The following is a 12870-nucleotide window of genomic DNA, read 5'->3' as shown; positions in this document are numbered from 1 at the left end:
CTTCTACCCCTCATGGCACCAGAACCGCCAGTGTTCGATCATCATGATTGCCAGAAGACCAAAAATCCAGCCAAGCGAGCAGTTGCTGCTCCAATCCGGCATTGTCGCGGGTCATCCCCACCGCCGGGGACAGGTCATCGTTCCAGAACGAAACCCACCGGGCCGGATCGGCGAACGCGCTTTCGGTAGGAAACTTGGGATCTGAAATGCCGTCTGTCATCAATACCATAGCCGTAAATGATTTCCGTATATCAAAAAATATCCGTTTCGCCACATCCTCGTAACTGGCGAATTCGGAACTCTGCAAAAAGCGAGTCTGGCCGGCGAATTCACCGCTGTCTGGCAAGGTCAGAGTGGTCAGAGAGGCATCGCCCACATCAAATACCGCCGCCCCACCGTCGCCGATGGAAAAACCGGCCAGAAACCAGCCATGGGTAATTTTTCGCGCCACCCCCAAGATCAGGGTGGTAGAAAAAGCCGAGTGATGCCCCCCCTTGCACTCTGCCTCCGCAACGATAGCCTTGGCAGCTTGAAACGCCGAAGTAGCCAGAGACTGATAGAGTTGCCTTATGATCTGGGCGGATGCATCGGAATTCCTCTGCAGGTGCAGACCCACCAAGCGTTCCAACTGGGGGGTCACGTGCTGGTCCAGCAAAACGGGTAGCCCCTGCAAAACACTGTCGCAGGCGACTTTGGAACCGCGGCGGGCAAATTTGGCGCTACCAGCACCGTCCGCCACCACCGCAATGTGCCAACCTCCAGGTCCGTCGGCCAGAAGACCGAAATCATCGTCGCGAATCCCCCCCTCACGGGCATGAGAACGTCCGCGCTTGCTGGCCGCCACACACAGAAGGTCCCCCTCCACCCGACTGGATGCCTCATCCGGTTTCCAGAATGGATCGCTGGAATCGCTGTCCTTTTTCACCCACAAGGATTTAGGATCGGGAATCACAGCCAAATTGGCCACAATCTCAGTCCGACTGCCGTGCAACAGCCCCTGGAACCGAAGCTGAAAATCCCCGATTCCGGTAGGCATTCCCCGCAGTTGCGCCGTTGTCTCCTCAAACTTCAGCCCGGAACCGCCCGCATCCTGAAGCTTCAGGCCCTTGAGCCCTTCCAGTTCCAGAGTTCCGACATAGACCTCCCCGGCACGGGCGTTCTTCAAATGCAGAGTCTTTGACATAAACTGGTTCAAGGGCGTAAACCCATCCGCCTGATTACGTGCATCCGTTTCGCTGGTAATGACTGGCTTATCGGTTCCATACTGGTCCTGTTGCATGTTCTGCTCGCTCTTTTTCTGATAATACGACTCAATACAATCCAGCAGTGAAAGGAGATAGCGCCATCGCTTCGCAAGATGTCGGTAACCGCGGTATCCGGGGCCAGGATCGGAAAACTGATATTTCTCGGCAAGGAAAGCGGCTCTATTAAGGGCAGTTAGGAGATCCTTGTTAATTCCACTCATCCCCTCTCCCGTCCAATGTCACAGCCGTCCGCACCAGGGGCTTGGTAGATTCCTCTACTGCCGCACCAGGGGCAGGTCTGTTCTCCGTCCCGCTCAACGCAGTGAATGCCACCGCAGGTGCATACCGCCATGCCGTAAGGGGAGATGCAATAGGGGCAGTAGGGCTGTCCAAGCAACTCCCCCGAGTTCACCGACCGACCGATTTTGGTGTCATCGGAAAGTTCAAAATAACTTTCTTCCACCTGCACGGCGGTTTCCAGGCGATAATACTGAAAGATCGGCGATTGGGCAATAGCGGAGTCCCGAGTAGACGGTGTCTGCAGACGTTTGAATTTCACCACATAGGGCTGACGGAGGAGGGCGCAACGGGCTACAAACACCGCATACTGCTCGTCCAAGTTCCCGGTCCGAAGCATGGGCGCGGCAAGATCCAGCGGCATGATAACTCCAGGATCGCCCTTTGCCAGACTTACGTCGCCCCTCCGGTCGCCACCCACGCGACGGCTCTGGTTCAGGATCGACAGGGAAATCCAATCCACAACCCGGGCAAAGGCATCCGGGGCAGTATCGTCGAACACGATCACCTTCTCGGTCAACTGCCGCAACGCGCTGTGGTCGGCACGACCTCCCACGGACACTGCCACCAGATTCACCCGCCGGCGATAGAAGCGGTTCCAACGATCCAACGCTGGACCAGGATCGTCGGTAGGGTAGCCGTCGGTGAGCAAAAACACAATGGGACGCCAGTCCCCTTTGGATTCCCGAGTGGAGGCAGTGATCACCTGGCGATCAATTTCGTCCATCAGGTAGAAGAGGGCGGAGCCCAGAGCAGTGCCTCCCCCCAGCGGCAGTGTTGGAGGATAAAACGCGGCCAACTCAGTAAGAGGCACCAAGGTTCGCGCCCGACCGGCGAACACGATCACCGACAGAAACACCGTTTCCAGAGCATGAGGATCCCGCCGCAGGGTGGCGACGATGTCGCTTACTCCCTTCTCTAGTTGATGCAATCCATCTCCCAGCATGGATTCGGAAACATCGAGTAACAGAAAGATCGGCAAACGGCGCATGTGAGGCTCCCGATCAGAACACTACCTGAATGACGGGCGGCGGCGGTGGTAGTTCCATCTTCGAAGTGGCCCCCAAGGATCGGTTACCGCTGGTAATGGTACATGTCACCCATTTAAAGAATCCGGTTAAGGAAGCACTGTCGAGAGTATCCATGGCGACCACGTGGTCGCACAGCGGCAACAGATCCTCCTTACGAGCTTTGGGACCAGCCACGCAGCCGATAATACTGGAGAAGCCAAGCGTGCGAACTTCCTGGCATTGCTGCCTGAACAGATCGATGTCCGAAGGCTTACCGTCGGTCATGATAAATAGTAGCGGCGCCCAGTCCCCCTTCCGATCAGAAGTGGATTTGATGATCTCTTGCCGCACCCTCTGCCCCAGTTCCTCCAAGGCCAGCCCCAGATGGGTAGGGGCGGAACGGGGTGCCATGATGTCCGGAGTCCGTAACACATCCAGCGCAGTAAGCTCCAGTAGCACCTTGGCTTTGACATCGAAGGTGAGAATGCTGATGTAAACCGTCTCCAAGGCGTAAGGATCCTGCCTCAATGTGTTAATCATGACCCCCAAACCGTTACGCACTGCCTCAATGGGCTCACCGTACATGGAGCCGGAAGTATCCAACAACAGGTAGACCGGTAGTCGTCTCATGCCTCACCCTCCCGTTCCGAATCCTTCGCGTTCAGACCAAGGTGATCTGCGGCGGTGGTGGCGGCAGATCGTTGACGTCCTTAGAGTCTTTCTTGTTCAGGTCAACCTTTTTTGACGATGTGGAAATAGAAGCCGACACCCACTTGAAGAAGGAGTTGATTGTGCTGGCATCGGCAGTATCCAAGGAAACCACGATCTCGGTGATCTGCCTCAGTACTGAGGTATCCGCCTGAGATCCGGCTGCGCACGCGATGACCATTCCGGTTTTTACTTTGCGAAAGGCATCAAGCCCGCGTCGCCAATCGTCGGTAGGCTGTCCATCAGTCATGATGAACACCAGTGGCTTCCAATCCCCTTTAACATCAGCCGTGGTCAGCTGCACCTCCCGCTTGATGCACTCCCCGGTTACCTTCAGCGCATCCCCCAGAGCAGTTGAGGAACCCGCGTTGATAGCGGGTGGCTGGAATACCGTCAACTCGGTCAGAGGCACAACTTGGCGAGCCTTGTCGTCAAACACGATCACCGACAGGTAGGCGGTCTCCAAGGCATAGGGGTCGGTGCGCAGCGTGCTCACCAGGGTTTGCAGACCACTGCGTACAGACTCAATGGGCTCTCCAAGCATGGAGCCGGAGACGTCGAGGACCAAATAGACGGGAAGGCGGCGCATACTGTAATCTCCTTGGGTTCATTAATGATGGATCAGCAATGTGCAGGGTCAAATGACATCAATGCCGTACTGGGTACACATTGCGCACAGTCCCCCGGAATAACCCTGGCCCACAGCTCGGAATTTCCACTCTGACCCATAGCGGTAGATCTCACCGAAGATCATGGCAGTTTCAACCGAGAAGTCCTCCGTCAGATCGTAGCGGGCGATTTCCCTGCCGTTTTCCTCGTTGACGATGCGGATGAAAGCGTTCCGCACTTGGCCGAAATTCTGTCGGCGCACCTCAGCATCGTGGATCGTGACAGTGATAACGACAACCTGAATGTTACTCGGTACTGACGCAAAGTTTACTCGGATCACTTCATTATCGCCGCTCCCTCCGGTCAGATTATCCCCTGTATGTTCCACAGAACCATCTCTAGATTTCAGATTGTTATAAAAGATAAAATCCCTCTCATTAGGAACTTTGTGGTTGGCACCAAGCATAAAGGCCGAGGCGTCCAGATCGAAGTCCGCACCTTCTGTGGCACGGGCATCCCACCCCAAGCCAATCAGGATTTGTTTCAATCCCGGATCAGTTTTGAAGAGAGAGAGATTGCCACCCTTTGTAAGAGAAATCGCCATGTCACATTCCCCTCGTCAGGTAGGAACCACCGTAGGGTGGTCCGTCAATGCAAGCATCGCCCCATCGTGGGGCAGGTTACCATAGCCCCAGACGGGACCATCTACATCAGTGAGCCACTGACGCACACGCCGCGCTTTTTCTTCCCAGGTACACGATGGAGTAGCTACCTCACCAGTGATGGTGTTACCCTCCAAACACATTTCGGTACTGAGCAATGCATCCACCGGCAAACCCTTCAAATTCAGAAGAATGGGCATGTAGATCGATAGACTTCCGGTGGCGACGAGAATCCGCCGTCCAGCCTGCCGATGACTGATCAGCGCCTCACAAGTTTGACTGATCCAGTCAAGCCTACAGAACAGAACTTCCGCCGCATCCTGGGCCTGCTCCAATGTTCGACCGGCGAGGACACATCGCAGCAACTGGGCACGGAACACCTCCATCCGACGCTGAGAGGGAACGAAGGCCGCATGAGCGGCAGCAGCGGCCACATCCATCCACATCCTGCGGCCCGCGATGGTCCGGAGAAACAATGCCAGGGTCTCCTGACGCACCAAGGTACGGTCGAAATCGAACACTGCCACGCCCCGTTTCATTAGAGGGTGTTTTCCACCATGGCAATCCCCCCTTCCTTGGAAGTGCCCGGAAAGGAATTGCCGTCCGCGTTATCACCCTTGTTGCCGTCCCCGTCGGCACTCTTTTCCGGCCAGATGACAGAGGCCACCACTCCAACCCCCAGGGTGCCCAGCACCACCATCAAACTCGCATTGGCGCTGATGTGCAAGAAGTCCCAACCGAACACATCCTCTCCAGACTGCACCGTCAACTTGAAGGCGATAAAGAACAGAAGAGCGATGACCGCCTTCTCCAGGTGGACGAGGTATTTGGTCATGGCCGCAAGCACAAAGTACAGCGAACGTAGGCCAAGGACAGCGAAAATCATTGCCGCGTAAACCAGCAGGGGCTCCTGGGTGACAGCGATCACCGCAGGCACCGAATCAAAGGCAAACATGATGTCCGAAGTCTCAATTGCCACCAAGCAGAGGAAGGCGGGAGTTACAAACACCGCCGCGTCCTTCGCGGTGCGGATGGTAGAGTCGGACTTGGCAAGGTCCCTGACGATCGCCCGGGTAACGATGAAGCATTCGGCGTGGAGTCGAGGAAAGATCGGCACGACCTTCTCGGTCATTTTCACCGACCAATGTTCGGAGTAGTCCGTGATTTCCTCGTCGTTGTCGCCCGATCGGAGCATCTTCCAGCCCGACCATGCGACGACCGCAGCAAAGCCGAAGCCGACCCATGGCGCGAGGTGGAACAGACCCGTTCCGACGGCAACGAAGGCCGCACGGAAAACCAGAGCGCCGATGATTCCCCAATACAAAATACGGTGCTGAAGGACACCCCTGATGCCGAAAGAAGCGAAAATAGCCATGAAGACCATCAGGTTATCAACGGAAAGAGACTTCTCCAACACGACTCCGGCAAGGTAGAGGTCGGCCCACTGCTTGTCGAAGCGGATCCACAGGTAGCCATAAAAGCCCACCGCAAGTCCGATCCAGAAGACAGACCACAGACTCGCGTCGAGGACCGATATTTCCTTGATCTTGCGATGCGCGAACAGGTCCATGAAGACTGAAAGACCGATCACTCCAAAGAAAATGGCGATCGTTTCGATGGGAAAACCAAAGTGGGCCATGGGAAAGTCCTTGGGAACATCAGAGGTTGAAGTCGGAGGGGTTCAAGCCAAGCTCGGAGGTCATGCGTCGAACGACCGCCCGTTCCATCCCGTCGAAGTCGCCGTCGGCGGCACCGATGGCGCAGCAGACACGGACCACAAGTTGGGCCTGAGGCTTGCCACGGAACTTACCGACCGCCTGCATGACCTCGCCAGTCCCAATGATCGGGTCAAACTCAAACTTTTCGACATACTTTTGGAAGATCTTGATAACGTCGCCGGAGTCAAAGACCTTGAGATGATCGGAGGTTTTCAGATAGCCCATCATCTTCTGCTTCTCCTCCGACGAAACGTTCCCGTCGGCGTAGGCGACCATGGCGCATCCCGCGACCACGGCATCAAGCAGGTCCTTCGACTTGAACTTGGTAATTTCGGTGTTGAGCGCGTCACGAGCTTCAACGACGTTTTTCTTCAGCCAGTCAGTGAAAGACATAGTTGTCCCCTTTCAGTCCTTGGATCCGGCCACCCAGCGGAGGCCCCATTGGTATGCTTTGCCCATTTCAAGGGACCTGCGGAAGTATCGCTACTCCTTGGTCATCTTCAGATCAACCTCTGCTGTTCTCGATCAAAACGATCGCACACAAGCCCGTCCCGGAAGTGGCGTGTCGCATCCAACTACGATGTCGCGCCGTCCGAAAACCTTCACCGTCGTGCGCCCATCAGCCGCCCGGTTGGAATTCGCTACCGGACACTTTTCAGGAAGATCGCCCGTTGCTCTTGTGATATCCACGCACGACTCCTCCTGACAGTTTGCTAAATGCATGATATGGAAAGATGGCACCATTCCAAACACCTAAGAGATAGATCGCCAAAAAAGTATCCGGTAGTGGAAGTTGGAAACGCCATCGTGGATGAAGGCAAACACGAGAACGCTTGCGCATCCAACCCCACATTCGCCCCAGTGGCAAGAAAATACCATCGTCCCCCTTCAACCCCTGATGATGCCCTTGGCCGCAGCCTCCTTCAACCACTCCGGATATTCAGCAAGCAACCGGTCATAGAGTTCCTGATCGGTCACGCTATGCAGGTCATCCAACGAGAAGAAATTACAGTTATCAAGGAATCGTCCCTGCATCGTGTCGAAACGCCTCAAGATTCCGTAGTTGCTGCCGCCGATGCCCACGAATTGCCAGAAAATCGGCAATTGTGATGCCTTGATGAGGAGCTTTTCTATTTCCTTATCGCTTCCAACCCCTCCGTCGCTGATAAAGACAACGTAAACCGGCTGAACTGCTTGGGTGGTAAAGGTGCCCCTGTATCTGTCAATGACGGCCCGAATGACAGCCGGCTCATAATTGATGTCGGAGTTCAATACCCTCATCCATTTTTGCCAACCACCCCATTCACGATCGACGTAAGACTTCACACTGTCCGACGTGAGCGGTGTTAACTCCCTGGATTTTTCGGCGAACGCCCAGACATCCAACGATCCGTCATCATCGAAATGTACCGCAAGCGGGAATATTCTATCGACGACCTCCTGTACCCGTCCCTGCTGGTACTGCCGCAACATCGAACCTGAGGCATCAAGCACCAGACCGACCCGGCAGACAGTGCCGGAAAGATGGAACTTATCCACAGAAGCGCTGGCCTTCTTGGCCAAAGAGACAAGATGAGGGGCCTTCTTCTCAAGATCGACAAGCCTTTTTTCAAGGCGTACCTTCGATTCCGAAACCGGCGGCGACGGAATCTCGTTGGCCACATCAACGCCGTATCGGCGAGCCAGAGGAGCAAGTCCACCCGCGAAACCTTGCCCGACAGCCCGGAATTTCCATTGGCCGCTCCGGCGATAGACCTTGGCCAGCGTAATTGCCGTCTCCTTCATGCCATCGACATGCAGATCGAATCGGGCAATTTCCCGGCCCGAGACAGAGTCCACGAGCCGGGCAAACACGCCCTTGAGGTTTGCAAAGCTCTGCCTGCGAACTTGCCCCTCATGAATGGTAACGCAGACGTCGATAGCTTCAACTTGGGCAGGCACCTTATCGAGATCCACGTCGAACGCCTGGACGTCAAAGTCGACTCCGGTCGAGGGGGAAGACAGGAATCGGACAGAACCATCAGGCGAGGACTGCTCACCGTAGAAGACGAAATACGCATCGCTTGGGACCTTCCCGTCTGCACCGACCAGGAAAGACGATGCATCAATTTCCATCCCGGGTGAAAACTTCGGGTCCCATCCAACGACAACGGCCACCTGGCGACATTTAGGTATGTCAGTGTTCGCGCCCGGCATCAGGACAACCGCACCCATTGTTACCTCTCTCTCCGGATCCTAAAGAGCCGTCTAAATTGCCGATACCAAGTCGTGAAAGATCCGAGTGTTCGTCTTCTCGCCGATGGTGTAAATTTTCCACCCGCCGGTGTACCGGTAAATTCTTGCCATCATCATATCGGTACGGATAAAGAAAAACCGATCTTAGAGGAAAACGCCCATTCCGGCCCCCTTTAGACATTCACGCCGTAGTTTTTGGCAAGCGGGCCAAGTCCGCCAGCAAATCCTTGGCCGATGGCCTTGAACTTCCACTCGCCGCCGTGGCGGTACAGTTCGCCGAAGATCATGGCCGTCTCGATCGAAAAGTCCTCGGACAAGTCGTAACGGGCGATTTCCTTGCCATCGGCATTGTTGACGACGCGAATGTAGGCATTGGCGACCTGACCGAAGTTCTGCTTGCGGACATCAGCATCGTGGATGGTGACCGAGAAAGCGACCTTCTGCACGCCAGCAGGGACCTTATCCAGGTTGACGGAGATGGCCTCGTCGTCACCGTCGCCAGAACCAGTCTGGTTATCGCCCTGGTGAACAACCGAGCCGTCGGAAGACTTTTTATTGTTATAGAAAATAAAGTCAGTGTCGCTGCGAACCTTGCCAACCTCGTTCAATAAAAACGCCGATGCGTCCAGGTCAAAAGCCGAACCGTCGGTAACGCGAGCATCCCAGCCCAGACCGACGTTAATGGTGGAAAGACCAGGAGCCTCTTTGCTCAACGAAACGTTGCCACCCTTCGATAAAGAAACAGCCATATTGAACCCTCCTATTGGCCATTGATCGCACAGATTGCGAAATAAAACACGAGACGAATCGATCATCTAGCAAGACAGCAACGAGACGATGCATGTCCCGCCATAGCGGAAAGAGTCGAGGCGCACGCCCCATCCGGAGTATGTCTAATCTGCGAAAAATTCACATCCATAACAAAGTCCACAGGCCGTATCACACCCTTGCCAAGAATACCATCCAAATCTGGCGTACCATCATAGGTAAAGACGTGCCACCGTCCGAATCGTATCTTCCAATTTTCTGTCCGTAGTCGAATCACCGATAGCCGCAAACTTCCAGGCTCCCTGGTGACGGTAAAACCTCCCCATCACCATGGAAACGTGGCCCGCATATTTTGGATCTGCAGCAATGTCAAAAGTGGCCAACACATTGTCCACCCGTTCCGGGCTGCCTTCATAAATACGGATCCTGGCAAAAGGGACTGTCGCGAAATCCTGCCCCTTGTAACTGTTCAAAACGAAAACAACCTTATCGATTCCGGCATCCACCCTGGAAAAGTCGACGGTAATGATCTCGTTATCAAGGCCATCGTCGCCACCGGCATCGCCGGTCCGATCATCTCCACTATGCCGAATGGCCCCATCCCTGCTGGTTAGGTTTCCGAAATAAACGATATCCTTCAATTCATTCTTTCCGGAGAAAACCGCGCAACTGGCGTCCAAGTCCACGGCAACAACTTTCCTACCACCAAAGAACTTCTTCGTTTCGATGGCTCCCCAGTTCAGGCCCACACACACTTGTTTCAGACTGGTACCGCTTTTTTCCAGACTAACTTTTTGCCCTTTAACAAGACTGATAGGCATCTTAATGTCTCCTTCGTGCCTTCCCAATGAGGTTGACGTATATGGACGCTACCGCATTTGTCCAGAACAGCGACTACTCCAGCAAGGCAAGGTTGAAACTTGCGCGATAGAATTCTAATCATACTCTTCTAAAATTAAACTTTACTGGAACGACACCCTACCCACTACAAGAGCAATATGAATCAATATGGCTCGGTCATAACAACTATTAGAATAAAACGGCAAACACCATCTCCATCTATGTTAGCAATGTATAAACCTTAATAATTAGATATATATATCAACCAATAATTCTCATTAAAAAAACTGAAAACTAAAAAATTAAGATCAACCAAGATCCTTTTGAACCTGCAGATCAACCGAAAACAAGAAACTCCTCGACTCTCGATGCGGGAAAATTATGAATAACATAAGAAATATAAACTTTTCACCACAATGAAACGCACATCTTTATGGGTGATAGTTGTACTACAACTTCTCCGGGTTGTCAACAAATCGCATCGGGAAAATCAGGACAATTGTAAGTTTCAGGAACAAGGATTCATCAAGCACGAGCCACGCTCATTCCCTGAATCAGCATCGTTCTACCTTTCATTATTGATACACGTTTAACATGTATAGCCAAGTTCAGCCGTAAGCGCCGAACGAACCCCATGGTTCCCATCATTTTTTCCGCTCATGTTGCAAATCGTGTGACGCCGCATAAAATTCTGAGGAATTCCAGCGTCACATTCTTGAGGTTATGCGCCCATTCGTGCATAGCCACATACTGCTGGAGGTAGACCTTGCTGACACCACGAAACAGGCGCAAAAAGTTCCGCAAGCCGACCCATGTGCCTTCCATGGTGTTGTTATGGACTTCGCGAACGCCGTCTCCATCCAGATCTCGCGCCCATACTGGGTTCTTGAGAGAGTGGCAAACAGTCACATGGACTCTCCCATTGTTTGACAGTGGAAGATATCCGGTCCAATCATCCGTGTTTACGGTTGTCCCTGGTTTGGTAGCCTTCAGCAAGAGCGGATTCAGATCCTGCCAAGCCGTGTCCAGATGGTTCGTCGGCACCCCCTGCGCGATTCCCTGCAGGATACGGATAACGGTCGAGCATGGATGGTGCGTTCCCTGCCAGATCGTTCCGGTCAATGCGTTGAAGACCCGACCACAAGAACACCGATAGTACAGAAGAGGCGCACGATCCTTCCGGTGAACCTTGGTTGCACTCAAAAATGCATGGCATTGTGGACACTTCAACCCTCCTGGATGCAAGATTTCTACAAGATGGTCGTAGCATTTTTGCTCATCCATCAACTGGGTAATCGGAAACAGCATCATGGGCATCTCCCTGCGTGTTCTGTGCGATCACATGAGAGTGCCTCTTCAAGATTCAATAATCAACCGATCACACAATTTGTAACATGAGCGAAAACAAGATTGTATCTTGTTGATTATCATTGAAATATAAAATACCATGTTCAACTTGGACCAGGGTTGGTCCATCGAACCTTCGCTGGCAGGGGCGCCATGTTCATCGAGTCGATCACTTTGAATTATCTGGCCGGTTTTTCCTGCATCGGATCGCGCTGCGGTGATTCCTGCTGCACCGATTGGGCGATTCCCTTGAGCGCCGATGATCATCGAAGACTGTGTGGTTTTCTTGAAACCGACCCCGAGGGAAAAACGGAGCTTCGAGACAAGGTGGTCCGCATCGACGGGGCGAGCGACGAAGGGCGGTTTGCAATCCGAAGCACACCGGATGCCCGGTGCCCGTTTCTGGACGACGAACACCTCTGTTCGCTGCAAAGGAGATTTGGCGAGGCGGTACTGCCGCGTCTCTGTAGTCGTTTTCCACGGGTCCTTTCGATTGTCGGACGAAGACTGGAACTGTCGGCGACCCTGGCCTGCCCCGAAACGGCGCGGCGCTGTCTTCTGGATCCCCAGGCGATGACGGTCGCGCCCCTGCGGGACGGAATGATCGGCAACGACATTCCCCACCAGTTCATCATCGATTTGCACCATGGCGACCCTTACGTCGCCCAGTTCGACCGGGTACGCGCCGAATTGTTTCTGCTGTGCCGTCTCAAGGAATATCCCATCGCGACACGGCTTTTCCTCCTCGGATATTTTGCAAACCGGGTCGAACCGTTTTTCCATGCCAAAATGACCGCGAACACCGCCCTCCTCGACCAGGAAATCCGGCGCATCAACCGTCCGGAGATCCAACAGGAAGTTCATCGACGCTTCGAAGAAATCCCACGATTGGAAAAAAAATGTCTGGAGTTGCTTCGACATCTGCTGGACGCCGGTTTTTCCCAGGCGGGAACGGTTGCCTTCCGCTCCCTGCTGGTGCAGTCTCTGAAGGGTCTGGGAGGCAAGGTCGAACCTCAAGGAATCGCCGCGGGGATCGACGAGGTCCTTCACCGTTACCATGCGGCCAAAGCATTCTGGCACCAGGGGTTTTCCCGCGAACTCGACCAGTATCAGACCCATTTTGCCTTGAACCACATCATGAGCCAACCCTACCTCAAGGAAAAAAGCCTTCTGGCTTATGTCCGGGAACTGCTGCTGTTTCTGGCGGTATTGCGTTTCATCCTCTTCGGACTCCTGGCCCAAACACGCGAAACCTGGCCCCGGGACAACAAGGAACAAAAAAATCTGTTGGAAACAGAGGTCGTCCATACCGTGCAACAATTTGCCAAGTCGATCGGTCACAATCCCAACCTTCTTGGACGGATGCGCGTGGCTGTCGAAGACCAGGGAGTGACCACGCTGCCGCACCTGGTGGCGTTGATCACCTTTTGAA

13 protein-coding genes are annotated in these 12870 nt (G+C 53.9%); 1 reads left to right on the top strand and 12 read right to left on the bottom strand.

What is annotated here, in order from left to right:
- Window positions 1-10: 10 nt before the first annotated feature.
- The 12 genes from HQL76_07185 to HQL76_07130 form a co-directional block, all read right to left on the bottom strand.
- A complete protein-coding gene (locus HQL76_07185; protein MBF0108940.1) occupies window positions 11-1465 on the bottom strand; it encodes a protein phosphatase 2C domain-containing protein in 1455 nt (484 codons plus the stop codon).
- Window positions 1462-2532, bottom strand: coding sequence for a VWA domain-containing protein (locus HQL76_07180; GenBank protein MBF0108939.1), 1071 nt, complete (start codon window positions 2530-2532; stop codon window positions 1462-1464). Before HQL76_07180 ends, HQL76_07185 begins: the two co-directional genes overlap by 4 nt.
- A gap of 13 nt (window positions 2533-2545) precedes the next feature.
- Entirely contained in the window at window positions 2546-3181 is a 636-nt protein-coding gene (locus tag HQL76_07175) for a VWA domain-containing protein (GenBank protein ID MBF0108938.1), read from the bottom strand.
- Window positions 3182-3212: 31 nt separating this feature from the next.
- Complete coding sequence (locus HQL76_07170) at window positions 3213-3848, bottom strand: VWA domain-containing protein (GenBank protein MBF0108937.1); 636 nt, start codon at window positions 3846-3848, stop codon at window positions 3213-3215.
- A gap of 48 nt (window positions 3849-3896) precedes the next feature.
- Window positions 3897-4472 carry a TerD family protein gene (locus HQL76_07165; GenBank protein ID MBF0108936.1) on the bottom strand — a complete coding sequence of 192 codons (576 nt, stop codon included), beginning with the start codon at window positions 4470-4472 and terminating at the stop codon, window positions 3897-3899.
- A 15-nt stretch (window positions 4473-4487) separates the two neighbouring features.
- On the bottom strand, window positions 4488-5069 hold the full coding sequence (locus HQL76_07160; GenBank protein ID MBF0108935.1) for an HAD-IB family phosphatase: 582 nt from the start codon (window positions 5067-5069) through the stop codon (window positions 4488-4490).
- Window positions 5069-6169, bottom strand: coding sequence for a TerC/Alx family metal homeostasis membrane protein (locus tag HQL76_07155; protein MBF0108934.1), 1101 nt, complete (start codon window positions 6167-6169; stop codon window positions 5069-5071). Before HQL76_07155 ends, HQL76_07160 begins: the two co-directional genes overlap by 1 nt.
- A 19-nt stretch (window positions 6170-6188) precedes the next feature.
- The gene (locus HQL76_07150) at window positions 6189-6641 is read right to left on the bottom strand and encodes a tellurite resistance TerB family protein (GenBank protein MBF0108933.1); all 453 of its coding nucleotides are present in this window, start codon (window positions 6639-6641) and stop codon (window positions 6189-6191) included.
- Between the two features lie 495 nt (window positions 6642-7136).
- Window positions 7137-8462, bottom strand: coding sequence for a VWA domain-containing protein (locus tag HQL76_07145; GenBank protein MBF0108932.1), 1326 nt, complete (start codon window positions 8460-8462; stop codon window positions 7137-7139).
- 194 nt (window positions 8463-8656) lie between these two features.
- On the bottom strand, window positions 8657-9232 hold the full coding sequence (locus HQL76_07140; GenBank protein MBF0108931.1) for a TerD family protein: 576 nt from the start codon (window positions 9230-9232) through the stop codon (window positions 8657-8659).
- A gap of 231 nt (window positions 9233-9463) precedes the next feature.
- Entirely contained in the window at window positions 9464-10072 is a 609-nt protein-coding gene (locus tag HQL76_07135; protein MBF0108930.1) for a TerD family protein, read from the bottom strand.
- 676 nt (window positions 10073-10748) lie between these two features.
- On the bottom strand, window positions 10749-11402 hold the full coding sequence (locus HQL76_07130; GenBank protein ID MBF0108929.1) for a transposase: 654 nt from the start codon (window positions 11400-11402) through the stop codon (window positions 10749-10751).
- A 189-nt stretch (window positions 11403-11591) separates the two neighbouring features.
- On the opposite strand from HQL76_07130, the gene fliB reads away from it, so the two are divergent.
- Window positions 11592-12869 (top strand): flagellin lysine-N-methylase, encoded by a 1278-nt coding sequence (fliB, locus tag HQL76_07125; protein ID MBF0108928.1) that lies wholly within the window; start codon window positions 11592-11594, stop codon window positions 12867-12869.
- Window position 12870 lies beyond the last annotated feature (1 nt).

This window comes from Magnetococcales bacterium (assembly GCA_015228815.1).
GTDB lineage: Bacteria > Pseudomonadota > Magnetococcia > Magnetococcales > UBA8363 > UBA8363.
The sequence above is the reverse complement of the archived record's forward strand: the minus strand, read 5'-3'. Positions and strand labels throughout refer to the sequence as shown.

What these genes read in the sequence shown, in the direction of transcription:
- HQL76_07135 (MBF0108930.1), bottom strand. Translation starts at nt 10,072, where the DNA reads ATGCCTATCAGTCTTGTTAAAGGGCAAAAAGTTAGTCTGGAAAAAAGC.
- HQL76_07150 (MBF0108933.1), bottom strand. Translation starts at nt 6,641, where the DNA reads ATGTCTTTCACTGACTGGCTGAAGAAAAACGTCGTTGAAGCTCGTGAC.
- HQL76_07175 (MBF0108938.1), bottom strand. Translation starts at nt 3,181, where the DNA reads ATGAGACGACTACCGGTCTACCTGTTGTTGGATACTTCCGGCTCCATG.
- HQL76_07180 (MBF0108939.1), bottom strand. Translation starts at nt 2,532, where the DNA reads ATGCGCCGTTTGCCGATCTTTCTGTTACTCGATGTTTCCGAATCCATG.
- HQL76_07140 (MBF0108931.1), bottom strand. Translation starts at nt 9,232, where the DNA reads ATGGCTGTTTCTTTATCGAAGGGTGGCAACGTTTCGTTGAGCAAAGAG.
- HQL76_07130 (MBF0108929.1), bottom strand. Translation starts at nt 11,402, where the DNA reads ATGATGCTGTTTCCGATTACCCAGTTGATGGATGAGCAAAAATGCTAC.
- HQL76_07185 (MBF0108940.1), bottom strand. Translation starts at nt 1,465, where the DNA reads ATGAGTGGAATTAACAAGGATCTCCTAACTGCCCTTAATAGAGCCGCT.
- HQL76_07170 (MBF0108937.1), bottom strand. Translation starts at nt 3,848, where the DNA reads ATGCGCCGCCTTCCCGTCTATTTGGTCCTCGACGTCTCCGGCTCCATG.
- HQL76_07155 (MBF0108934.1), bottom strand. Translation starts at nt 6,169, where the DNA reads ATGGCCCACTTTGGTTTTCCCATCGAAACGATCGCCATTTTCTTTGGA.
- HQL76_07145 (MBF0108932.1), bottom strand. Translation starts at nt 8,462, where the DNA reads ATGGGTGCGGTTGTCCTGATGCCGGGCGCGAACACTGACATACCTAAA.
- fliB (MBF0108928.1), top strand. Translation starts at nt 11,592, where the DNA reads ATGTTCATCGAGTCGATCACTTTGAATTATCTGGCCGGTTTTTCCTGC.
- HQL76_07160 (MBF0108935.1), bottom strand. Translation starts at nt 5,069, where the DNA reads ATGAAACGGGGCGTGGCAGTGTTCGATTTCGACCGTACCTTGGTGCGT.
- HQL76_07165 (MBF0108936.1), bottom strand. Translation starts at nt 4,472, where the DNA reads ATGGCGATTTCTCTTACAAAGGGTGGCAATCTCTCTCTCTTCAAAACT.